Here is a 20,868-nt window from a genome sequence, read left to right as displayed (position 1 = left end):
GCCAGAAATACTCCGGGGGTGAGGCCTGTCAGGGCCGAGGGGGCAGCGCCCCCTTGCTTTAGTTCAGCCGCGCCACCACATAATCGGCAAGATCGCTCAGCATGGCGCGGATCTCGTGATTGGGCAGCACATCCAGTGCGGCGCGTGCCTTCGCGGCCCAGGCGCGGGCATCGGCCCGGGTCAGCTCCAGCGTGCCGTATTTTTCCATCAGCGCCAGCGCCTGGCCCAGATCTCCCTCGGTCTGTTTGCCTTTTTCGATGGTCCGCACCCAGAATGCGCGCTCTTCGTCGGTGGCTTGCGCCACCGCCTTGATCACCGGCAGGGTCAGCTTGCGCTCGCGGAAATCGTCGCCCACGTTCTTGCCCGTCGCCTTGGCGTCGCCCTGATAATCCAGCAGATCGTCGGCGATCTGGAACGCGATACCCAGGGCATCGCCATAGTCGAACAGCGCTTTGACCTGTGCCTCGGGAACGCCCGCGATCACGCCGCCAACCTCTGTCGCGGCCGAGAACAGCGCCGCCGTCTTGCCCCGCACCACTTGCAGATAGATGCTCTCGTCCGTGCGCAGGTCGCTGGCCGCGGTCATTTGCAGCACTTCGCCCTCGGCGATGGTTGCAGCGGCATTGGCAAGGATGTCCAGCACCCTGAGCGAGCCGGTTTCCACCATCAGCTGGAAACTGCGGGCAAACAGGTAATCGCCCACCAGCACCGAGGATTTGTTGTCCCAGAGCAAATTGGCCGTAGGACGTCCACGGCGCTGGCCGCTTTCGTCCACCACGTCGTCATGCAGCAGGGTGGCGGTATGGATGAACTCGACCGTGGCGGCCAGTTTGACGTGGTCCTCGCCTTGGTAGCCGCACAGCCGCGCCGCCGCCAGTGTCAGCATCGGGCGCAGGCGCTTGCCACCCGCCTCGACCAGATGCGCCGTCACCTCGGGGATGCGGGGCGCGTGGTCCGACGCCATCCTGGTACGGATCAGCGTGTTTACCGCCGCCATCTCATCGGACAGGGTTGCGGCCAGCATCTCATGCGGTTTCGTGCTCACCTTGGCGTCCATCGCTCTCCTGCAACAAGGCTCGACAATGCGCCAACCTTGCCCTTACATCCATCCTTATGAAGGAACTTTTGCGCAGCACCGACCCGACCGTCATGGCCTTTGCATCCGCCCTTCTCGAGGGCGAGGATATAGACTGCTTTCAGATGGACGTAAATATGAGCATCCTCGAAGGCGGGATCGGAATCTTTCCGCGCCGCATGATGGTGCGGGATGAGGATTACGACCGCGCCCTGCAGGTGGTCACCGATAACGACATCCCGCTGGGCAGATGACCACCTTTGCCGAGAGCGAGCTGAGCTGTGACGCCTTTCTGGGTGGGCATCTGCAACTCTATCAACCGCGGGCTGGGTACCGGGCCGGGGTCGATCCGGTGTTTCTGGCGGCCAGCGTCGCCGCACAGACCGGGCAATCGGTGCTGGAACTGGGCTGTGGCGCTGGTGCCGCAATCCTGTGCCTGGGTCGTCGGGTGCCGGCACTGGCGCTGACGGGGGTCGAATTGCAGTCGGACTATGCCGATCTGGCCCGGCGCAATGCGGCGCTGAACGATATCGCGCTCGACGTTGTCGAAGGCGATATTACCGCCCTGCCGCAGGCGCTGCGACAGCAGAGCTTTGACCATGTCATCGCAAACCCGCCCTACTACCTTGCTGGCACCCACAGCCCGGCGAGCGATGCGGGGCGGGCCACCGCGTTGGGAGAGCAAACGCCGCTTGCGCGCTGGGTCGATGCGGCTGCGCGCCGTCTCCGCCATCGCGGCTATCTTCATATGATTGCCAAGGCCGACCGTCTGCCGGATATGCTGGCGGCCTGCGACGACAGGCTGGGCTCGCTTGAGGTGTTACCACTGGTTCCGCGTCAGGGCCGCGCCGCCGAGTTGGTGATTCTGCGCGCCCGCAAGGGCGGACGGGCGCCGTTTCGCCTGTATTCCGGCCTGATCCTGCATCAGGGCACCCGGCATCCGGGCGACCGCGACCATTACCTGCCTGAAATCGCAAAGGTTCTACGCGAACCGGCGCCGCTGCACTGGCCCGGTGCCGGATAGGCCGGGTTTGGCCGATATGTCGGTTTTATGACAGAATGCGACCGCTGCCCGCGTGACAGGCCGCTTGGGATGTGCTCAACTTGATTCATTGACAACAGAGAAGGAGGATCGCCATGAGTGTGAGCGCGCATTTGACCGAACTGAAGAAAAAGCACGCAAATCTCAGTCTCGAAGTTGAACAAGCCCAGCGTTCGCCAGGAACTGACGACCTTCAGATCAGCCAGCTGAAGAAACAGAAGCTGAAGCTCAAGGAAGAAATCGAGCGGCTGTCCGTCTAAGCCGCAAAGCTGGCGCGCGCTGCCAGCAGCGCGCCGCCAGTGATCAGAAGCGCAGAGATTGCCAGAACCCAGCTGGGCGCTGCGATGCCGCTGATCACCAGAACAAGTGTTGACAGCAGGGGGGCGGCATAAGAGCTCGTTCCCAGCAGTTGGATGTCTCCACGTTTCACCCCGATGTCCCAAACGTAAAAGGCCAGACCCACTGGCCCGAGGCCCAATGCCAGGGTCGAGGCCCAGCCCAGCGTGTCGCGCGGCCAGACCGTTTCTTCGACCATGAAATGCAGCCCCCATGAGGCCGCCGCGGTGGCGAGGCAGAATATGGCGACCGAACTGGTGGGGGCATTCCCAAGGCGTCGGGACAGGACCGAATAGCCCGACCATGTCAGCGCGCAAAGCATCGCAAGCCCGTAGCCCGGCAGAAACTGTGTCTGGAATCCGGGACCACCACCGCCGGTGATGATCAACGCCGCCCCGGAGAAGGCCAAACCCGCACCCACAAGATGGCCCCGCCGCAGGCGCTCCCCCGGCAGCAGGCCCGAAAACAGAACTATCAACAAAGGCCAGAGATAGGCGATCAGTCCCGCCTCGGCCGCAGGCGCCAGCCTGAGCGCCGAGAAATAGAGCGCGTGATAGCCGAACAGCCCCAGCGTTCCAAAGGCATATACCCTCCAGCCGACGCTGCGCAATTGCGAGAGGTTGCCGGTGGCCATGACCCAGATCAACCCCAGCGCCCCGCCGACGGTAAAGCAGAGCGCGTTCAGCAAAAGCGGTGGCACCGGCGCCGATCCGACCGTCAACAGCGCCAGCAACGCCCAGAGAAGGACGGCAACAAAGCCGATGGCGGTAGCGCGGGCGCGGGTCATGCGGGCGGAATGTCCTTGACAGGAACGATTGTCAAACCGTCCGAGATATGAGCGGTTTTTGCGATCTCGGCAAGGAACCAATCACGGAATGCCGCGATCTTGGGTTGGGTTTCCGAGCCGGCAAGGCAGACGAAGCGAAACCGCGCATCGGTCTCGACCGCAGTCTTGAACGGCATCACGAGTTTCCCCTCGATGACGTCCTTGATGATCATCGGGCGGCGGCCCAGCACCACGCCCACCCCTGCGACCGCCGCGTCGATGGCATGGTCCGCATTGGAAAAATGTGCCCCGCGTTTGGGGGCGAAATCCATGCCCACCGCGCGGAACCATGTGGGCCAGTCGATGGGTGGATCCAGAAAGCTGATAGATTCGTCAAAGATCAGCGGCGCTTCGCGCAGGCTTTCTGGTGTCGGGTACCGGCTCGCCAGCTCGGGGGTCATCACCGGGATCATCCATTCCTTGCGGGCAGAGATGGAATAAAGACCTGCGTCCAGCCCCTGGCCAAAGCGGATCGCCACATCGACCCCATCCCGCGCAAGGTCGACCAGCCGCAGGCTGGTCGAGATGCGCAGGTCGATCTCGGGATGCGCCCGCGCAAAATCGTAAAGGCGGGGCGCCAGCCATTTGGCGGTGAGCGCGGGTCCGGCGGTCACCGTCAGAGTGGTGTTGTCCTGAAGCCGCCGGGCGGCCCGCCAAGCGGCGGCCAGCACCTCGAACCCTTCCTGTGCGCCCGGGGCCAGGGCGCGCCCTTCCTCGGTCAGTTCTACCGCGCGATTGAGACGCCGGAACAAGGGGCGACCCAGATGCTCTTCCAGCGATTTGATCTGAAAGGACAGCGCCGCAGGGGTCACGCTCAACTCGGCTGCCGCCTTGGCAAAGGACATGTGTCGGGCCGCGGCATCAAAGGCGCGCAGGGCGGTCAGCGGGGGCAGGCGGTCGCTCATGTCGATTCAGTTTTTCTTGCCTGAAGGTCGAAAATGTCTCGTTTGTGATGTTTTTTGATTGGGCGCATATTCACATCAAGTCAAGCAAAACTGAATAATTTACAAAGGAGCTCCGCCATGATCGAGATGACAACCAATCCCGCCGCCCGTCGGGCTATGGACCGTGCGCACATGGAACGCGCACAAGCCTTGCGCACAGTCTGGGGATGGCTTTTCGGTTCCCGCTGACCGCTGCGCGCGCGGACTTACGGGATGAGGGGTCGGCCAGATGCGCCGGCCCCTTCGTCGTATTGCAGGAACGAAAAAGGCCGCCCCTCAATGGGGCGGCCAATCTCCCGGATCGCACCAGGTCAGACGAAGAACTGTGCGCCGTTTGCCGAAATGGTCGAGCCGTTGATGAAGCCCGAGTCCTCAGACGCCAGGAAAGTCACGCAGCGCGCGATTTCCTCGGGTTCTCCAAGGCGCCCAGCGGGGATGCCAGCGACGATCGAATCGCGCACCTTTTCGGGGATCGCCATCACCATCTCGGTGGCGATATAGCCGGGGCAGATGGCGTTTGCGGTGATACCGGCGCGGGCGCCTTCCTGGGCCAGCGACTTGACGATGCCCAGATCACCCGCCTTGGTCGCGGCATAGTTCACCTGTGCGAACTGGCCCTTCTGGCCGTTGATCGAGCTGATCACGATGACGCGGCCGAACTTGCGCTCGCGCATACCGGGCCAGACCGGATGGACGGTGTTGAACACACCGGTCAGGTTGGTGTCGATCACCTGATGCCACTGTTCCGGGGTCATCTTGTGGAACGGTGCGTCGCGGGTGATGCCCGCATTGGCGACCACGATGTCGATCGGGCCGATTTCGGCCTCGACCTTGGCGATACCGGCGGCCGATTCATCGTAATCGGCGACGTTCCACTTGTAGGTGGCGATGCCGGTTTCGGCGGTAAATTTGGCTGCGGCTTCATCATTACCGGCATAGGTGGCGGCGACATTGTAGCCTTCGGCCTTGAGCGCCTTGGAAATCGCGGCGCCGATGCCGCGCGAACCGCCGGTGACGAGTGCTGTACGTGCCATTGAAGAATCCTCCAGATCTGAATTGGCTTGATAATGCTGTTACGCTGCGGGGGCAAAATACGCAATATTGTTTCGCGGAGATTTTCCGCGTTGCAGAACGTCAATATTGTCGCAGATGCAGCATGCTCTTGGAATGCCACGAAAAAGGGCGCCTGACGGCGCCCTGTTCCTATGGCCGGTTCGGGCGATCAGTCGCGCTCCACACAAAGGGCCACGCCCATGCCGCCACCGATGCAGAGGGTTGCGAGACCCTTTTTGGCGTTGCGGCGCTTCATTTCGAACAGCAGGGTGTTCAGGACGCGGCAGCCCGAGGCGCCGATCGGGTGGCCGATGGCGATGGCACCGCCGTTCACGTTGACGATGGCCGGATCCCAGCCCATGTCCTTGTTCACCGCACAGGCCTGTGCGGCAAAGGCTTCGTTGGCCTCGACCAGGTCCAGGTCCTCGACTTTCCAGCCGGCCTTGGCCAGCGCCTTGCGGCTGGCGTGGATCGGGCCGACGCCCATAATCGACGGGTCGAGCCCGGCGGTGGCGTAGGAGGCGATGCGGGCCAGCGGCTCGATCCCGCGCTTTTCGGCATTCTTGGCGGTCATCAGCAGGGTGGCGGCGGCGCCGTCGTTCAGGCCGCTGGCATTGGCGGCGGTGACGGAACCGTCCTTGGTGAAGGCGGGGCGCAGTTTCTGCATCGCCTCGATGGTGGCGCCGTGACGGATGTATTCGTCGCTGTTCATCACGACATCGCCCTTGCGGGTCTTGATGGTGAAGGGCGTGATCTCGTCGGCGAACTTGCCGGCCTTTTGCGCGGCTTCGGCCTTGTTCTGCGAGGCGACGGCGAATTCATCCTGCATCTCGCGGCTGATCTGCCATTGTTCGGCGACGTTCTCGGCGGTCTGGCCCATGTGATAGCCGTTGAACGCATCCCACAGACCGTCGCGGATCATGGTGTCGATGTATTTCATGTCGCCCATCTTGTGACCGGCGCGCAGGGCGGCGGCATGGGGTGACAGGGTCATGTTCTCCTGGCCGCCGGCGGCAACGATCTCGGCATCGCCCAGCAGGATGTGCTGGGCGCCCAGCGCCACGGCGCGCAGGCCCGAACCGCAGACCTGGTTGATGCCCCAGGCGGCGCTTTCCTTGGGCAGGCCGGCATTGATATGGGCCTGGCGGGCGGGGTTCTGACCCTGGGCGGCGGTGAGGACCTGACCCAGAATGGTCTCGCTCACCTCGGCCTTGTCGATGCCGGCGCGCTCGACAACGGCTTCAAGCACCGCGGCGCCCAGGTCATGCGCCGGGGTATTCGCGAAAGAGCCGCCAAAGCTGCCGACGCCGGTGCGGGCGGCAGATGCAATTACTACGTTGGTCATGTGATCCGATCCTTTGCCGTCATGATCCTATTGGGGAAATCTGACGGCATGACGGGGCGATGTCGACCCCGGAGCGCCCTTATCCCCGCTCTAGCCCCCTTGACATAGCCCAGTGCTGCACATGCAGCAACTGACAGCTTGTCTCACAAGTAGTGCCAGGATGGTGATCAGCCGTTGGCCTTTGCGGTTTCGGGTCGTTCCCAGGCCGGCGTGACGGTCGGCGCGCCATAGAGGTAACCTTGCAAGCAATCGACCCCGTTTTCAGCGAGAAAGCGCGCGTCCTCTTCGGTTTCGACCGATTCGGCGATAATCAGCATTTCGAACTCGCGGGCCAGCGCGATCAACGCTCTCACGGTGGCGCGATTGGCGGCGTCGGTGCTGACCTGACGGATGAAACGACCGTCGATCTTGACCGCGTCAAAAAAGAAGTCGCGGAAACTGTTGAAGTCGATGGGGCCGTCACCGAAATCATCCAGCGCAAAGGCGATCCCGCGTGGTTGCAGCCTGTCCATGAAGTCGATCACGAGTTCCGGAACGGCCATGGCCGAGGTCTGATTGATCTCGAGGATAAGCCGATCACCCAAGGTTTCGTCCCGCTTGAGAAAGCGTTCCAGCACCTGCATCCACTTGCGGTAGCCTATCGAGCGGGCGGACATGTTGATTGACAGGCGCAGCGTCGGATTGCGAACCAGCGCCCGCAGACCGGTTTCCAGCGCGATACAGTCCAGTTCCCGTCCGATTTCGGTATTCTCGACAGCTGGCATGAAATCGCGAGCGGGGATGACCCGGCCGGTTTCGTCCAGCACGCGGATGAAGCCTTCATAGAAGGCGGTGCCATGTGGTGGCGCGGTTTGCAGGACCGGCTGATAGGCGAGCAGACAATCGCCATGCCGTACAGCCTCGGTCGCCATGGCCACGGCGGATCGGTCACGGCTCGACACCGCCACGCTCAGGGGGTTTTCCGCCCCTTCGGGCAAGTCTGCCAGTTTCTTGATCCGGGGGCGCATCGAGGTTCCTTGTCGGACAGGCCAGAACGAGAGATGTGCCCAGCCTTGGCCAAAATCGTAAATCGCAGGTTAAGCGCAGGATTTGACTAAAAGACGGATCACCCGGAGCTGTGTCATGTTGCGCTCGGATATCCATCTGATTTCAGTGGAATTTCACGGCAATTACGATGGCGCGGCCCATGATCTTGCGACGAGATTGTTAGAATGTGACCGAGTTTCTAACCTTCGAAACCGGGTGTCCCCTTCTGTTCGGGGTGACGGGCCAGGTAGCGCGCCTTGATCCCCTCCGAGGTTTCTCGGCTGCCATCGTGGCTGTAGCCCGGCGGAGCAAAGGCATAGGCCAGCCGCTGGCGCCAGGTCAGGCCCGGTTGGGTCACATCGCGCCAGATGCCCAGCCATTCGTGAAAGGCCACGCGCAGCGGGTTGAATGTGCCTAAGTTGTGGACGAGGCCGTAATCGACCCTCTCATCGTCCTGCTCGGGAACGAAGGTGCCGAACATCTTGTCCCAGATGATGAAGACACCGGCATAATTGCAGTCCAGATAGCGCGGGTTGCGGCCGTGGTGCACGCGGTGATGGCTGGGCGTGTTCATCACCGCCTCGAACCAGCGGGGCAGCTTGTCGATCGCCTCGGTATGGATCCAGAACTGGTAAATCAGGTTCAACCCACCGCAGAACAGGACCAAAGCCGGATGAAAGCCCAACAGCACCAGCGGCGCCTTGACCACCATCATGAAGGTAAACGTGCCGGTCCAGGTCTGCCTGAGGGCTGTGGTCAGGTTGTAGTGCTGGCTGGAGTGATGGTTCACATGGCTGGCCCAGACCCAGCGTATCCTATGGCCGAAACGGTGCACCCAATAATAGCGCAGGTCGTCCAGCACGAAACAGATCAGCAGCGCCCAGATGGATGTGCCCATGTCCAGCGGCGTAATCTGCCAGAGCAGCATGAAGAACCCCCAGGCGATGAAGCCCAGCACAATGCCCTCGGCCACCGATCCGGCCCCCATGATAAGTGAGGTGACGGCATCGCGGGTCTCGTACCGCCCGCCGCGTTTCTTGATGGCGATCCACAGGAATTCGATCAGGATCGCAGCGATGAAGAAAGGCACAGCCAGCTGGGTTGCATCGGGGTAGCTGATCGAATCGGTCATGCGCGGGCCAGTCTTTGTTGCCAGATGGGGGCTTCATCGGGGTCGAGTCTCAGGGTGACGCGGGGCGCGGTGAAATCGTGGAACGTGATGGTCAACCCGCCCGAAACCTCGTCTATCTCATAGTCCCGAAGGTGTCGGCCCACGGTATCGGCGCCCAGTGCCCAGATCAGGCCAGGACCGCTCTGTGTCTCGACCAGAGCCGCATGACAATCGCGTGCGAGCAGCGTGCCCATCACGTGGTCTTCGGGGAAATGTCGCAACCAAGCGGTTTGCAGTGTCTCAGGGCGCAGTATCGCGCGCTCTGACCGGCCGGTCAGATGCAGAACAATGGCGATGGCCGATATGCCGCCGATCACCAGGATCAGCAGGATTTCAAGTGGCATGGGCGTCTCCCTGCGACGCAGAGTGAAACCCGGGCGCGCGCTCTGTCAAAGGTCGCGTGGCGTCAACGCTCGCTCAATTGATGGTGAATGGATCACCGACCTTGCCTTTGCCCTTGGAACGGGTGAAGCGGGTCGTATTGCCATCGATCTCGACCAATTGGCAGTCGGTGCCGATTTCCTTCTTGCCGATGATCCCGTTGCGGCACCAGAACTTGCCGTTCCAGGTCCATGCCCCCTTGTAGGTCTTGCCGCCAAAGCTTCCGGTCTGACTGCCATCGGATTTGATGATGGTCCAGTTGCCGTTGGCGTCGGTCAGCTTGCGGTCAACAAGCTGGGCGCGAAAGTCCTTCTCTTTCTTGATCGGCTTGAACTCGGCCAGCGCAGCGGAACCGGCGAGGCCAAAAGAGAGTGAAAGGATGACGAAGGCGGTACGTTTCATGAAAACCCTCTGATTTGAATGATCGCTGTAAAACGCCCCAAAACAGGGCCCTGAAATACTGCAGGATCAAAGAGGTCGAATCAAACGTTCCTTTGTCCGGACAAAAAAGGAGCGCCCAAAGGCGCCCCGCTGAGGGAATGATCCGGAATATGCCTGGTCGCTTTGGCGTAGCGGCACCGCGCTATTGCATCAACGCTGCGATGATCGCGCGGGCGCTGTCCGAGTTCCAGTCGGCATCGCCGATCAGGCGGGCGACTTCCATCCCGTCGGCATCGATCAGCACCGTGATGGGCAGGCCGATCACCGCCATCTCGCGTGCCAGCGCCTGACGCGGGTCCTGGTGCCGGGGCAGGTTGTCGACGCCGATCTCGCCAAAGAACTTCTCGATCCCGGCGGGCGAGTTGCGGCCGGTGGCGATGGTCAGCACCTCGAACCTGTCGCCGCCCAGTTCGGACTGGAGCGCCGAAAGCTGCGGCATCTCCTTGCGGCAGGGGGCACACCAGGTGGCCCAGAAATTCAGCAGAACCACCTTGCCCTTGTAATCGCCCAATGTGGCTTCTCCCGCGCCGTCGGCCAGTTGAAACGGTACCTGCGAGACAGCGCGCGCTTCGGGCAGCACGATCAGTTTCTTCATGTCACCGTCGCGCAGCGCCTCGATCTCGGCGCGGTCGGCGGCCAGGCCGAGCGATGGATTTGCGCCCAGCGCGGCGGCGGTATAGACGAGGGCGAGCAACAGTTTCTTCATATCCCCTCCGAAGGGTTCTCTCAGATGACCGACAAGACCTCGAACCAGATGTGGGGCGGCCGCTTTGCCGCCGGACCGGACGCGATCATGGAGGCGATCAATGCCTCGATCGGGTTCGACAAGCGACTGGCGGCCCAGGACATCGCGGGCTCGCGGGCCCATGCGGCCATGTTGGCGGCCACGGGCGTTATTACGGATAGTGATGCCGAGGCCATTCGGGAAGGGCTGCTCACCGTTTTGTCAGAGATCGAGGCGGGAGAGTTTACCTTTTCCACCGCGCTGGAGGACATTCACATGAATGTCGAGGCGCGGCTGAAGGAGATCATCGGCGAGCCGGCGGGGCGGTTGCACACGGCGCGGTCGCGCAACGACCAGGTGGCGACGGATTTCAAACTGTGGGTGCGCGACCAGTTCGACGCCGCCGAACAGGGGCTGTTGGCGCTGATCCGGGCGCTGCTCGGTCAGGCCGAGGCGGGGGCCGATTGGGTGATGCCGGGGTTCACCCATCTCCAGACGGCGCAGCCGGTGACCTGGGGTCATCACATGATGGCCTATGTCGAGATGTTCGGCCGCGATCTGAGCCGGGTGCGCGATGCCCGCGCGCGGATGAACGAATCGCCCCTGGGCTCGGCGGCGCTGGCGGGCACCTCTTTCCCGATCGACCGGCACATGACGGCGGCGGCGCTCGGGTTCGACCGGCCCACGGCCAACTCGCTGGATGCGGTCAGCGATCGCGATTTCGCGCTGGAGTTCCTGTCGGTCGCCTCGATCTGTGCCATGCACCTGTCGCGCTTCGCCGAGGAACTGGTGATATGGTCCAGCGCGCAGTTCCGGTTCGTGATCCTGTCTGACCGGTTCTCGACGGGCTCGTCGATCATGCCGCAGAAGAAGAACCCCGACGCGGCCGAGCTGATCCGGGCCAAGGTGGGCCGCATCTTTGGCGCCAATACCGCGCTGATGATGGTGATGAAGGGGCTGCCGCTGGCCTATTCCAAGGACATGCAGGAAGACAAGGAACAGGTCTTTGACGCCGCCGACAACTGGATGCTGGCGCTGGCGGCGATGGAGGGGATGGTACGTGACATGACCGCGAACCGCGATAGCCTCGCCGCGGCTGCGGGCTCCGGTTTCTCCACCGCGACCGATCTGGCCGACTGGCTGGTGCGCGTGCTGGGCCTGCCGTTCCGCGATGCGCACCACGTGACCGGCGCGCTGGTGGCGCTGGCCGAAGGCAAGGGCTGCGACCTGCCGGATCTGAGCCTGGACGAGATGCAATCGGCCCATGCCGCGATCACCGAGGATGTCTATGGTGTCCTCGGGGTGGAAAATTCGGTAAACTCGCGTCAGAGCTATGGCGGCACCGCGCCCGCGCAGGTGCGCGCGCAGCTCGCCCGCTGGAAGGAGATGCTGGCATGACACCGATCCGCCTGACCCTCGCGCTTGCACTGGCCGCGCTGGTATCCGGTTGCGGTGCCGATGGCGAACCGGTGCAGCCGACGGTTGCCGCAAATGTCGGCGTCTCGGGCAGCGGTACCCATGTGAGCGGCGGTGTCGGGTTGGGCAAGGGTCCGTTCAACCTCTGGCTCGGGTTCTGAGCGGCCCGTCGTGTCCGGGGGCGCTGCCCTCGCCGCGGCAAGCCGCGACTCCCCCGGAGTATTTTCGGCAAAGTGAATGATCTTGGGGCTGCTGCTTCTTTCTGGTTCAAAATACTCCGGAGCGCGAGGCGGAGCCTCGCAAAAATCTTCTCCGCTTTGCGTGGCGGCAATTGATCCGCCACCGGATTTCAGGCTAAGCGCGCGACATGGATCATTTTCTTTATCGTGACGGTGCGCTCTGCGCCGAGGATGTTCCCCTGGCCGAGATCGCGGCCACGGTGGGTTCGCCATTCTATGTCTATTCCACAGCGACGCTGCTGAGGCATTTTCAGCTGTTTGACGAGGCGCTGGACGGGACAGAGCACCTGATCTGCTACGCGATGAAGGCGGCCAGCAACCAGGCCATCCTGCGCACCCTTGCGCAGGCAGGGGCGGGGATGGATGTGGTCTCGGTCGGCGAATATCTGCGTGCACGGGCGGCAGGTGTGCCAGGTGAGCGAATCGTCTTTTCCGGCGTCGGCAAGACGGCCGAGGAGATCCGGATCGCGCTCGAAGGTGGCATCCGCCAGTTCAATGTGGAATCCGAACCAGAGATGGAGGTCATCAACGCCATCGCTCTGGAACTGGGCAAGGTGGCGCCGATCACCATCCGGGTGAACCCGGATGTGGATGCCAAGACGCATGCCAAGATCGCGACCGGCAAGTCCGAGAACAAGTTCGGTATTCCGATCGCGCGCGCCAGCGCGGTCTATGCCCAGGCCGCGGCTTTGCCGGGGCTGGAGGTAGTGGGGATCGACGTTCATATCGGCTCGCAACTCACCGATCTGGCGCCGTTCGAAACCGCCTATCGCAAGGTGGCGGAACTGACCGAGCGGCTGCGCGCCGAGGGTCACGATATCCGCAGGCTCGACCTGGGCGGGGGGCTCGGCATTCCCTATACCCGCTCGAACGAGGCGCCGCCGCTGCCGATGGAATACGGCGCGTTGATCAAGCGAACGCTGGGCCATCTGGGTTGCGAGATCGAGATCGAGCCGGGACGGCTGATCGCGGGCAATGCCGGGCTGATGGTGTCGAAAGTCATCTATGTCAAATCCGGCGAGGGGCGCGATTTCCTGATCCTTGATGCGGCGATGAACGACCTGATCCGCCCGGCCATGTATGACGCCCATCACGACATCGTGCCGGTGATCGAACCCGAACCAGGGGTCGAGCCACAGCCCTATGATATCGTTGGACCTGTTTGCGAAACCGGCGATACCTTTGCCAAGGCGCGGATGATGCCGCCGCTGGCCGCCGGCGATCTGGTGGCGTTTCGCAGCGCCGGCGCCTATGGCGCGGTGATGTCAAGCGAGTACAATACGCGCCCCCTGATCCCCGAGGTTTTGGTGCATGGGGATCAATTCGCGGTTATTCGCCCACGCCCGAGCTTTGACGAAATCATAAACCGCGATACCATTCCCTCATGGCTCTGACGCGGTGACCTCATCGTGCGGGCCGACAGGAGGCCCGATGTGATCCCGAACCGCCAGCCGAACCTGCCGCTGCCTCGCTTTGCGCTGGGCCTGACCCATGCGGGCCTTTGGGCCGAACGGCTGTGGCGGGCGCTCTGGCCGTTCCTTTCGGTCCTGATGCTGACGGCATCACCTCTGCTGCTGGGTCTGCACGCGCATGTGCCGCTGGAATGGGCCTGGGGGCTCGCAGCTGTGCTGGCCCTGATGGCGGGTGCGACGCTGGTTATGGGCTTGCGGCGGTTCCGCAGGCCGTCCCGGGGCGAGGCGCTGTCGCGGCTCGACGCCGCGCTGCCGGGCCGACCGATCCAGACCCTCCTCGATGAACAGGCGGTCGGCGCGCAAGATCCGTCCTCGGCCGCGCTCTGGCGGGCGCATCAGGCCCGCATGGCGGCGCGGGTCGCAAGCGCCGAACCGGTCGCGCCCGATCTGGTGCTGACCAAGCGCGATCCCTATGGTCTGCGCTTCATGGCGGCGCTTTGTTTCGTCGCGGCGCTACTCTTTGGCTCGGTCTGGCGGGTGGGGAGCGTGGCCGATCTGGCGCCGGGTGCGGCGCAGGCTGCGGCAGGGCCAAGCTGGGAAGGCTGGATCGAGCCTCCACGCTATACCGGTCTGCCGACGCTCTATCTGAACGACCAGAACGATGAGGTGCTGCAACTGCCGCAGGGCAGCCGTATCACGCTGCGGTTCTATGGCGAGCTAGGGCAGCTGCGTCTGGCCGAGGATGTCTCGGACATACCGGTGGAGCGCCCCGAACACCCGGAACAGACGGTTGAGGTCACTCGCAGTGGCCCCTTCGAGATCGAAGGGCGCGGGGGGCGCGGATGGCAAGTGGTGATGCTGTCTGACAATGCCCCGCAGGTCGAGATCGTGGGTGCGGCCGAGACCCAAGCAGGCGGAAAGATGGTCCTGCCTTTTGCCGCGATGGACGACTATGGCATCACCGGTGGACGGGCGATCATTGCACTGGACATCGAGGCCGTCGACCGCCGGCATGGGCTTCGGATCGACCCCGAACCGCGCGACCCGGTGGTCGCCGATCTGCCTCTGCCGATCACCGGGGACCGGCGCGAATTCACCGAGAACCTGATTGAGGATTTTTCGCAGCATCCGTGGGCACACTTGCCGGTTACGATTACCTTGATCGCCAGCGATGCGGCGGGGCAGGAGGCCGAGACGTTGCCCTTTGGCACGATCTTGCCGGCGCGGCGGTTCTTTGACCCATTGGCAGGGGCTGTGATCGAGCAGCGCCGCGACTTACTCTGGTCGCGCGACAACGCTCCGCGTGTGGCCCAGATTTTACGCGCGATTTCGCACCGCCCCGACGATGTGTTCCGCTCGCAAACCGCCTATCTGCGTCTGCGGGTCATTCTGCGCCGGATGGAGGCGTTGCAGCGATTTGGTCTGCAACCCGCACAGCAGGACGAAATCGCCCAGGCGCTTTGGGATCTGGCGATCATGCTCGAGGACGGCACCCTGTCGGACGCGCTGGAGCGGATGCGTCGGGCTCAGGAGCGACTGAGCGAGGCGATGAAGAACGGCGCCTCGGACGAAGAAATCGCAGAACTGATGCAGGAGTTGCGCGAGGCGACACAGGACTATCTGAGGCAACTGGCGCAGAATCAGCAGAACGAGCAGGATGGCGAGCGGCAGGCGCAAGAGGGCGAGCGCCTGCAAATGACGCAGGACGACCTGCAAAAGATGATGGACCGCATCCAGGAACTGATGGAACAGGGCCGCATGGCCGAGGCGCAGCAGGCGCTGGAAGAGTTCCAGCAGATGATGGAGAACATGCGTGTCACCCAGGGACAGGGCGACAATGGCCAGTCCGAAGGGCAGCGCGCGATGGAGGGGCTGGCCGAGACCCTGCGCAACCAGCAAGGACTGAGCGATCAGGCCTTTCGCGATCTTCAGGAACAGTTCAACCCGGGCGCGCAGGCGGGGGAGAGCCAGCAGAACGAAGGCCGCAATGGGGGCCAGGGCCGGGGGCAAAGCCACGAGGGCGAGGGCCAGGGCAGCCGCCAGTCGGGCACCGGACAGGATGGTGCGCAACCGGGTGAACCCGGCGAGACCGGCGAGGGTTCTTTGGCCGACCGGCAGCAGGCTTTGCGCAACGAATTGGGACGGCAGGAACAGAACCTGCCCGGTCAGGGTACCCCCGAGGGCGACGCCGCGCGCGAGGCATTGGATCGGGCCGGGCGCGCGATGGAGGGCGCCGAGGAGGCGCTGCGCGAGAACGATCTGGCCGAGGCAATCGACCGCCAGGCCGAGGCGATGGAAGCCATGCGCGAGGGCATGCGTTCGCTGGGCGAGGCGCTGGCGCAGCAAAGCCAACCGGGACAAGGCAGCCAGGAAGGCGATCAGCGCGCCCGCAGTCAGGACCCGTTGGGGCGCACTCCCGGTTCTCAGGGGGGTGTCGACACCGACGAGTCGCTGGTACCGGGCGATGATGTTTATCGCCGGGCGCGGGATCTGCTTGACGAGATCCGACGCCGCTCTGGAGAAAGTGATCGGCCCAAGATCGAACGCGACTATCTCAAGCGCCTGCTCGACCGGTTCTGAGGAAGGTTCTCGGGTGCTTTATCGCGGCATCAGGTCGCCGGCTTGTGCCTCGAGCCAGAGCCGCGCCTGATCCACTAGCGCCACATAGGCGCTGAGCATCGGGTCCGCCTGCGGCAGGGTCCGCGCCACCAGCGGGGCGTTCGCGTAAAGCAGGAACAGCACTGCACCAAAGATCAGCATCATCAGGAAACCGCGCATGAAACCGCCGGGACGGCGCTTTCGGGCAGGACCGGCATGTACAGTCGCAGGCGCAACCGCTGACCCGTCCGAGTTGCGCAGACTTGAATTGATTTCCTCGATATCCGGCAATAGGCCCCGGCGCGAGGTACTATCGGCCTCTTGTGCCACTGGTTCCTGGCCGCGCATCCTGGCCATACGGTCCTGGGCTTCGCGCGCGCGGCGGCCGGGTTCGTCGCCGGGATAGGCATCAAGACCCAGATCGGGCTGGCTTTCCAGCGCTTCGGTTTCGCGCGCGCGCAATTCAGCCTCGCGCGCGGCCTCTTCGCGCAAGATGTCCGAGACATCGGGTCCGACGCCGCGGCCCAGCGCGGGCTCCGCCGGCTCGGGGTCGTTGTCGAAATCATCCTCATCCTCGTCCCAGTCGTCCTGATCGTCGCGCTGGTCCGGGCTTTCGTTGGTGTCTTCTTCGGGGACTGGTGTCGGATTGGACGCGAAACCGTCCCCGGCATCGCCTTGATCCGTGTCGAGTGCCTCACCAGCGGGGGGTTGAAACCAGGTATGGCCGCAGTTTGAGCATTGTACATCGCGGCCTTCGGGCGGGATAACCTCGTCTGGCACCTCGTATTGGGCGTCGCAATTCGGACATGTCAGACGCATGCTGTCTCCCGGTTTCTTCGTTCTGCCTGATCTTCGTTTTTCCGCTGATCATAGGCGCTTGTGCCAATCGCGGGAAGAGCGTTTTGCGGCAAGGACCCGCGAGTGTCGCCCAACGGACTCAGCAGCCAGGCAGGCGGGCATTGAAACCGCGTGCCCCATCGGGCAAGAAGAGCCGGAAACGTCAGGGGGCCGATGTGATCGAGCTTGAGAATGTGGGCTATAGCTATGGGGGCGGTGAATTGCTGGACGATATCTCGGTTGAGCTGTCGCCGGGGTCTTTCCATTTCCTGACCGGCCCCTCGGGTTCTGGCAAGACCACGCTGCTGAAACTCTGCTACGGGGCGCTGCTGGCGACCTCGGGCCAAGTGCGCGCCTTTGGCGAGGATATGCGGCGGCTGGATCGGGATCAGATGGCGCTGTTCCGCCGCCGCATCGGTGTGGTGCATCAGGATTGCCGATTCCTCGACCATCTGCCGCTGGCCGAGAACATCGCATTGCCGCTCACTGTTTCAGGCCATGATCTGGAGGGCGAGCAGGAGAATTTGCGTGAGTTGATGGCTTGGGTCGGGCTGTCAAAACGGGCCGAGGCCCTGCCACCGGAACTGTCGGGGGGTGAGCGCCAGCGCGCGGCACTGGCCCGTGCGGTGATCATGTCACCCGATGTGGTGGTAGCGGATGAACCCACCGGAAACGTCGACTGGGAGATGTCGCAGCGGCTGTTGCAGCTGCTGGTCGAGCTGAACCGGATGGGCAAGACAGTGCTGATCGCCACCCATGACCTAAGCCTGATCCGCGCCGCTAAAAGCCAGGTTCAGGCGCGTGTGCTGCGAATCTCGAATAAGCGGCTGCAACTGGCGGGGGCGGATCTGTGAGCAAGGGAACGATCCGTGCATTGCTGATGGCCGACAAACAGGCCGACCGGGTGGTGCCGCCCTCGGGCTTTACCGCGCAGCTGACACTGTTCGTCTCCGGCGCCATGGCCTTTCTAGCGGTGTTTGCGCTGGCGTTGTCGCTGGCTTCGGGGCGGCTGGCGGATCGCTGGGCCTCGGAACTGGCCCAGGCGGCAACGCTGCGGATCAACGCGCCCGCCGATCAGGTCGCCGCACAGACGCAGGCGGCGCTCTCGATCCTGAAACAGACACCTGGTGTGGCCGAGGCCCGCGCGCTGAGCCGCGAGGAACAGGCGGCGCTGCTGGCGCCCTGGCTCGGGCCTGATTTACCGTTGGACACCCTGCCGGTGCCGCAACTGATCGAGATCGTTGGCGGCGAACCCGCCTATGACGCACAGGGGTTGCGACTGCGACTGGTGGCCGAGGTTCCGGGCGCTGTATTGGATGATCACCGGCGCTGGCGCGAGCCGCTGGTGGATGCCGCCAATTCGCTGCGCCGTCTGGCGCTGGTGTCGATCCTGCTGATCGGTGGCGCCACGGCGGCGATGATCACGCTGGCGGCCAATGCCGCGCTGGCGGCCAATGCGCAGGTTATCGAGGTTTTGCGGCTGGTTGGCGCGCGCGACCGCTATATCGCGGGCGCCTTCGTGCGCCGGTTCACCCTGCGGGCGTTGATCGGGGCCGCCGTGGGGGTGGTGCTGGGCATGGGCGGAGTGTTGTTGCTGCCCGAAGCCTCGGACGAGGGTGGCTTTCTGACCGGGCTCGGTTTTCGTGGTGCCGGTTGGCTGCTGCCTTTGTTGATCCCGGTTCTGGGCGCTGTGGTTGCGTTTGCCGCAACCTGGAACGCGGCCCGACGCAGGTTGAAGGAGCTTGCATGATGATCCAGTGGGTGCGTTCCATCGTCTTTACCATCGTCATTTACATCTGGATGGCCATCCTGGGGCTGCTCTTCACCCCTTATGCGCTGGTCTCCAAGAAGGGCGCGCTCAGGGCCTGCAAGCTATATGCCCGCAGCACGATCTGGATGGCGCGCTGGATGGTCGGCATTCAGGGCGAGATACGCGGGCCGGTGCCGACGGGTGAGGTGCTGATCGCCGCCAAGCATCAGTCTTTCTTTGACATCCTGCTGATCTTTCACGCCGTGCCGCATGGCAAGTTCATCATGAAACGCGAGCTTTTGTGGACGCCCGTGATCGGGGTCTATGCCAAGCGGCTGGGCTGTATCCCGGTGAACAGGGGCAAGCGCGGTGCAGCGGTGGCCAAGATGGTCAAGGACGTGGCCAAGGAATTCGCCGAACCCGGTCAGCTGGTAATCTATCCGCAGGGGACCCGGGTCGCGCCGGGCGTGTCGAAGCCCTACAAGGTGGGCAGCGCGGTTCTCTATGAGGGGTTGCAATATAGCTGCATCCCGGTGGCGACCAATGTGGGGTTGTTCTGGCCGCGTGACGGGTTGCTGCGCAAGCCGGGTCGCGCGGTGGTCGAGTTCCTGGATCCGATTCCGCCGGGGGTGCCGCGCGATGCCTTCATGCGGCAACTGGAGACCGAGATCGAGGGCGCCTCGGACCGGTTGATGCGTGAAGCAGGATATGAGAACGCTCAGAGTTGAGGCATGACAGGGGGCGCTGCCCCCGTCGCCTGACGGCGACTCCCCCGGAGTATTTCGAGCGAAATGAAGCCCTGAGGGCGCGTATAACGGGGCGGCGGTGCTGCCGCCCCGAAGCGTTTTAGGGTTACGAGTGGATTGGGCCGTCGCCGCAGGCCAGCGCGGCCTCGCGCACCGCCTCGGAATAGGTCGGGTGCGCGTGGCATGTCAGCGCCAGATCCTCGGCCGAGGCGCCGAATTCCATCGCGACGCAGACCTCGTGGATCAGCTCGCCCGCCGCCGGGCCGATGATATGGGCGCCAAGGATGCGGTCGGTGTCCTTGTCGGCGAGGATCTTGACGAAACCGTCGCCCGCGAAATTGGCCTTGGCGCGGCCATTGCCCATGAACATGAACTTGCCGACCTTGTAGGCGCGGCCCGCCTCCTTGAGGCTTTGTTCGGTTTCGCCCACATTGGCGACCTCGGGCGTGGTGTAGATCACGCCGGGGATGACGCCGTAGTTGACATGGCCATGCTTGCCAGCGACCTGCTCGGCGGCGGCCATGCCCTCGTCCTCGGCCTTGTGAGCGAGCATCGGGCCTTCGATCACGTCACCGATGGCGTAGATGCCGGGCACGTTGGTCTGCCAGTCCTTGCCGACCTTGATCTGGCCGCGCTGGGTCATCTCGATCCCCAGCTTGTCGAGGCCGAGACCGGCGGTGTAGGGTTTGCGCCCGGTGGCGACCAGCACGGTATCGGCTTCGATCTCGTGCTCGGTGTCCTTCTTCATCAGCTTGTAGGTGACCTTGGCCTTGCCCCTGGCCACTTCGGTCTTTTGCACCGCGGCGCCCATGACGAAGTTCAGGCCCTGCTTTTTCAGGATGCGCTGGAAGGTCTTTTGCACCTCGCCATCCATGCCGGGGGTGATCACGTCGAGGAATTCGACCACGGTCACCTCGGCACCCAGGCGCGAATAGACCGAGCCCAGTTCCAGCCCGATGACACCGGCGCCGATCACCACCATGGATTTCGGGATCTTGCCCAGTTCCAGCGCGCCGGTGGAGGTCACGACGGTTTTCTCGTCCACCTCGACACCGGGCAGCGAGGCGGGCTCGGACCCCGAGGCGATGATGATGTTCTTGGCCTCGTGGGTGTCGTCGCCCACCTGCACCTTGCCCGCGGCAGGGATGGTGGCCCAGCCCTTGATCCAGTCGATCTTGTTCTTCTTGAACAGGAATTCGATGCCCTTGGTGTTGCCCTCGATCACCTCGTCCTTGTAGGCGAGCATCTGTTTCCAGTCGACCGAGGGCGCCTTGCCCTTGAGCCCCATCTTGGCAAAGTTGTGCTGCGCCTCGTGCAGGCTGTGCGAGGCATGCAGCAGCGCCTTGGAGGGGATACAGCCCACGTTCAGGCAGGTGCCGCCCAGGGTTTCACGGCCCTCGACAACAGCTGTCTTCAGGCCCAGCTGGGCGCAGCGGATGGCGCAGACATAGCCGCCGGGGCCGGCGCCGATTACGATGACGTCATAGTTAGCCATTTTAACTCTCC

22 protein-coding genes are annotated in these 20,868 nt (G+C 63.6%); 10 read left to right on the top strand and 12 right to left on the bottom strand.

Going from position 1 to position 20,868, the window contains the following annotated elements; translation table 11 throughout:
• Positions 1 to 58: 58 nt before the first annotated feature.
• Positions 59 to 1,057 carry a polyprenyl synthetase family protein gene (locus AC2FNY_RS06060; protein ID WP_496801914.1) on the bottom strand — a complete coding sequence of 333 codons (999 nt, stop codon included), beginning with the start codon at positions 1,055 to 1,057 and terminating at the stop codon, positions 59 to 61.
• 56 nt (positions 1,058 to 1,113) lie between these two features.
• On the opposite strand from AC2FNY_RS06060, the gene AC2FNY_RS06055 reads away from it, so the two are divergent.
• The 3 genes from AC2FNY_RS06055 to AC2FNY_RS06045 all read left to right on the top strand — a co-directional run bounded on the left by AC2FNY_RS06055 (position 1,114) and on the right by AC2FNY_RS06045 (position 2,377).
• Complete coding sequence (locus tag AC2FNY_RS06055; protein WP_496801913.1) at positions 1,114 to 1,329, top strand: putative signal transducing protein; 216 nt, start codon at positions 1,114 to 1,116, stop codon at positions 1,327 to 1,329.
• A complete protein-coding gene (locus tag AC2FNY_RS06050) occupies positions 1,326 to 2,099 on the top strand; it encodes a tRNA1(Val) (adenine(37)-N6)-methyltransferase (RefSeq protein ID WP_496801912.1) in 774 nt (257 codons plus the stop codon). Before AC2FNY_RS06055 ends, AC2FNY_RS06050 begins: the two co-directional genes overlap by 4 nt.
• A 113-nt stretch (positions 2,100 to 2,212) precedes the next feature.
• Positions 2,213 to 2,377: a YdcH family protein gene (locus AC2FNY_RS06045; RefSeq protein WP_011046083.1), complete on the top strand. Its 165-nt coding sequence runs from the start codon at positions 2,213 to 2,215 to the stop codon at positions 2,375 to 2,377.
• On the opposite strand, the gene yddG is transcribed toward AC2FNY_RS06045, so the two are convergent.
• The 9 genes from yddG to AC2FNY_RS06000 form a co-directional block, all read right to left on the bottom strand.
• Positions 2,374 to 3,240, bottom strand: a complete 867-nt coding sequence (gene yddG, locus AC2FNY_RS06040; RefSeq protein ID WP_496801911.1) for an aromatic amino acid exporter YddG — start codon at positions 3,238 to 3,240, stop codon at positions 2,374 to 2,376. The two genes, AC2FNY_RS06045 and yddG, sit on opposite strands and share 4 nt — an antisense overlap.
• The gene (locus AC2FNY_RS06035; protein ID WP_496801910.1) at positions 3,237 to 4,184 is read right to left on the bottom strand and encodes a transcriptional regulator GcvA; all 948 of its coding nucleotides are present in this window, start codon (positions 4,182 to 4,184) and stop codon (positions 3,237 to 3,239) included. The genes yddG and AC2FNY_RS06035 overlap by 4 nt, the downstream gene beginning before the upstream one ends.
• A gap of 350 nt (positions 4,185 to 4,534) precedes the next feature.
• Positions 4,535 to 5,257, bottom strand: a complete 723-nt coding sequence (phbB, locus tag AC2FNY_RS06030; RefSeq protein ID WP_234162798.1) for an acetoacetyl-CoA reductase — start codon at positions 5,255 to 5,257, stop codon at positions 4,535 to 4,537.
• A gap of 188 nt (positions 5,258 to 5,445) precedes the next feature.
• Positions 5,446 to 6,621 (bottom strand): acetyl-CoA C-acetyltransferase, encoded by a 1,176-nt coding sequence (locus AC2FNY_RS06025; RefSeq protein ID WP_496801909.1) that lies wholly within the window; start codon positions 6,619 to 6,621, stop codon positions 5,446 to 5,448.
• A gap of 167 nt (positions 6,622 to 6,788) precedes the next feature.
• On the bottom strand, positions 6,789 to 7,628 hold the full coding sequence (locus AC2FNY_RS06020; protein WP_496801908.1) for an EAL domain-containing protein: 840 nt from the start codon (positions 7,626 to 7,628) through the stop codon (positions 6,789 to 6,791).
• Positions 7,629 to 7,846: 218 nt separating this feature from the next.
• On the bottom strand, positions 7,847 to 8,779 hold the full coding sequence (locus tag AC2FNY_RS06015; RefSeq protein ID WP_234137224.1) for a sterol desaturase family protein: 933 nt from the start codon (positions 8,777 to 8,779) through the stop codon (positions 7,847 to 7,849).
• Entirely contained in the window at positions 8,776 to 9,162 is a 387-nt protein-coding gene (locus AC2FNY_RS06010) for a hypothetical protein (protein WP_496801907.1), read from the bottom strand. Before AC2FNY_RS06010 ends, AC2FNY_RS06015 begins: the two co-directional genes overlap by 4 nt.
• Positions 9,163 to 9,235: 73 nt before the next feature.
• On the bottom strand, positions 9,236 to 9,601 hold the full coding sequence (locus AC2FNY_RS06005) for a hypothetical protein (protein ID WP_234137226.1): 366 nt from the start codon (positions 9,599 to 9,601) through the stop codon (positions 9,236 to 9,238).
• Positions 9,602 to 9,782: 181 nt separating this feature from the next.
• The gene (locus AC2FNY_RS06000; RefSeq protein ID WP_234137227.1) at positions 9,783 to 10,346 is read right to left on the bottom strand and encodes a TlpA disulfide reductase family protein; all 564 of its coding nucleotides are present in this window, start codon (positions 10,344 to 10,346) and stop codon (positions 9,783 to 9,785) included.
• A gap of 24 nt (positions 10,347 to 10,370) precedes the next feature.
• On the opposite strand from AC2FNY_RS06000, the gene argH reads away from it, so the two are divergent.
• The 4 genes from argH (at position 10,371) to AC2FNY_RS05980 (ending at position 16,011) form a co-directional block, all read left to right on the top strand.
• Positions 10,371 to 11,762 (top strand): argininosuccinate lyase, encoded by a 1,392-nt coding sequence (argH, locus tag AC2FNY_RS05995; protein ID WP_234142544.1) that lies wholly within the window; start codon positions 10,371 to 10,373, stop codon positions 11,760 to 11,762.
• Positions 11,759 to 11,941: a hypothetical protein gene (locus tag AC2FNY_RS05990; protein ID WP_234137229.1), complete on the top strand. Its 183-nt coding sequence runs from the start codon at positions 11,759 to 11,761 to the stop codon at positions 11,939 to 11,941. Before argH ends, AC2FNY_RS05990 begins: the two co-directional genes overlap by 4 nt.
• Before the next feature lie 206 nt (positions 11,942 to 12,147).
• Complete coding sequence (gene lysA / locus AC2FNY_RS05985) at positions 12,148 to 13,413, top strand: diaminopimelate decarboxylase (protein ID WP_234142545.1); 1,266 nt, start codon at positions 12,148 to 12,150, stop codon at positions 13,411 to 13,413.
• 39 nt (positions 13,414 to 13,452) lie between these two features.
• The gene (locus AC2FNY_RS05980; RefSeq protein WP_496801906.1) at positions 13,453 to 16,011 is read left to right on the top strand and encodes a TIGR02302 family protein; all 2,559 of its coding nucleotides are present in this window, start codon (positions 13,453 to 13,455) and stop codon (positions 16,009 to 16,011) included.
• An 18-nt stretch (positions 16,012 to 16,029) separates the two neighbouring features.
• On the opposite strand, the gene AC2FNY_RS05975 is transcribed toward AC2FNY_RS05980, so the two are convergent.
• Entirely contained in the window at positions 16,030 to 16,848 is an 819-nt protein-coding gene (locus tag AC2FNY_RS05975; RefSeq protein WP_234137232.1) for a zinc-ribbon domain-containing protein, read from the bottom strand.
• 194 nt (positions 16,849 to 17,042) lie between these two features.
• Between AC2FNY_RS05975 and AC2FNY_RS05970 the strand changes: the two genes are divergently transcribed.
• Genes AC2FNY_RS05970 through AC2FNY_RS05960 form a run of 3 tightly spaced genes read left to right on the top strand, consistent with a single transcriptional unit; the run spans position 17,043 to position 19,344 of the window.
• Positions 17,043 to 17,720: a cell division ATP-binding protein FtsE gene (locus AC2FNY_RS05970; RefSeq protein ID WP_234137541.1), complete on the top strand. Its 678-nt coding sequence runs from the start codon at positions 17,043 to 17,045 to the stop codon at positions 17,718 to 17,720.
• Positions 17,717 to 18,616: a cell division protein FtsX gene (locus AC2FNY_RS05965; protein ID WP_496801905.1), complete on the top strand. Its 900-nt coding sequence runs from the start codon at positions 17,717 to 17,719 to the stop codon at positions 18,614 to 18,616. Before AC2FNY_RS05970 ends, AC2FNY_RS05965 begins: the two co-directional genes overlap by 4 nt.
• Positions 18,613 to 19,344 carry a lysophospholipid acyltransferase family protein gene (locus tag AC2FNY_RS05960; protein ID WP_496801904.1) on the top strand — a complete coding sequence of 244 codons (732 nt, stop codon included), beginning with the start codon at positions 18,613 to 18,615 and terminating at the stop codon, positions 19,342 to 19,344. The genes AC2FNY_RS05965 and AC2FNY_RS05960 overlap by 4 nt, the downstream gene beginning before the upstream one ends.
• Positions 19,345 to 19,468: 124 nt before the next feature.
• Here the strand turns inward: AC2FNY_RS05960 and lpdA are convergent, their stop codons facing one another.
• Positions 19,469 to 20,857: a dihydrolipoyl dehydrogenase gene (lpdA, locus tag AC2FNY_RS05955; protein WP_496801903.1), complete on the bottom strand. Its 1,389-nt coding sequence runs from the start codon at positions 20,855 to 20,857 to the stop codon at positions 19,469 to 19,471.
• Positions 20,858 to 20,868 lie beyond the last annotated feature (11 nt).

Source organism: Ruegeria sp. BHSC223, from assembly GCF_059613025.1.
This window is presented reverse-complemented; position numbering and strand designations above follow the sequence as displayed.

Coding starts and splice junctions, on each gene's coding strand:
- AC2FNY_RS06060 (WP_496801914.1), bottom strand. CDS start 1,057: ATGGACGCCAAGGTGAGCACGAAACCGCATGAGATGCTGGCCGCAACC.
- AC2FNY_RS06055 (WP_496801913.1), top strand. CDS start 1,114: ATGAAGGAACTTTTGCGCAGCACCGACCCGACCGTCATGGCCTTTGCA.
- AC2FNY_RS06050 (WP_496801912.1), top strand. CDS start 1,326: ATGACCACCTTTGCCGAGAGCGAGCTGAGCTGTGACGCCTTTCTGGGT.
- AC2FNY_RS06045 (WP_011046083.1), top strand. CDS start 2,213: ATGAGTGTGAGCGCGCATTTGACCGAACTGAAGAAAAAGCACGCAAAT.
- yddG (WP_496801911.1), bottom strand. CDS start 3,240: ATGACCCGCGCCCGCGCTACCGCCATCGGCTTTGTTGCCGTCCTTCTC.
- AC2FNY_RS06035 (WP_496801910.1), bottom strand. CDS start 4,184: ATGAGCGACCGCCTGCCCCCGCTGACCGCCCTGCGCGCCTTTGATGCC.
- phbB (WP_234162798.1), bottom strand. CDS start 5,257: ATGGCACGTACAGCACTCGTCACCGGCGGTTCGCGCGGCATCGGCGCC.
- AC2FNY_RS06025 (WP_496801909.1), bottom strand. CDS start 6,621: ATGACCAACGTAGTAATTGCATCTGCCGCCCGCACCGGCGTCGGCAGC.
- AC2FNY_RS06020 (WP_496801908.1), bottom strand. CDS start 7,628: ATGCGCCCCCGGATCAAGAAACTGGCAGACTTGCCCGAAGGGGCGGAA.
- AC2FNY_RS06015 (WP_234137224.1), bottom strand. CDS start 8,779: ATGACCGATTCGATCAGCTACCCCGATGCAACCCAGCTGGCTGTGCCT.
- AC2FNY_RS06010 (WP_496801907.1), bottom strand. CDS start 9,162: ATGCCACTTGAAATCCTGCTGATCCTGGTGATCGGCGGCATATCGGCC.
- AC2FNY_RS06005 (WP_234137226.1), bottom strand. CDS start 9,601: ATGAAACGTACCGCCTTCGTCATCCTTTCACTCTCTTTTGGCCTCGCC.
- AC2FNY_RS06000 (WP_234137227.1), bottom strand. CDS start 10,346: ATGAAGAAACTGTTGCTCGCCCTCGTCTATACCGCCGCCGCGCTGGGC.
- argH (WP_234142544.1), top strand. CDS start 10,371: ATGACCGACAAGACCTCGAACCAGATGTGGGGCGGCCGCTTTGCCGCC.
- AC2FNY_RS05990 (WP_234137229.1), top strand. CDS start 11,759: ATGACACCGATCCGCCTGACCCTCGCGCTTGCACTGGCCGCGCTGGTA.
- lysA (WP_234142545.1), top strand. CDS start 12,148: ATGGATCATTTTCTTTATCGTGACGGTGCGCTCTGCGCCGAGGATGTT.
- AC2FNY_RS05975 (WP_234137232.1), bottom strand. CDS start 16,848: ATGCGTCTGACATGTCCGAATTGCGACGCCCAATACGAGGTGCCAGAC.
- AC2FNY_RS05960 (WP_496801904.1), top strand. CDS start 18,613: ATGATGATCCAGTGGGTGCGTTCCATCGTCTTTACCATCGTCATTTAC.
- lpdA (WP_496801903.1), bottom strand. CDS start 20,857: ATGGCTAACTATGACGTCATCGTAATCGGCGCCGGCCCCGGCGGCTAT.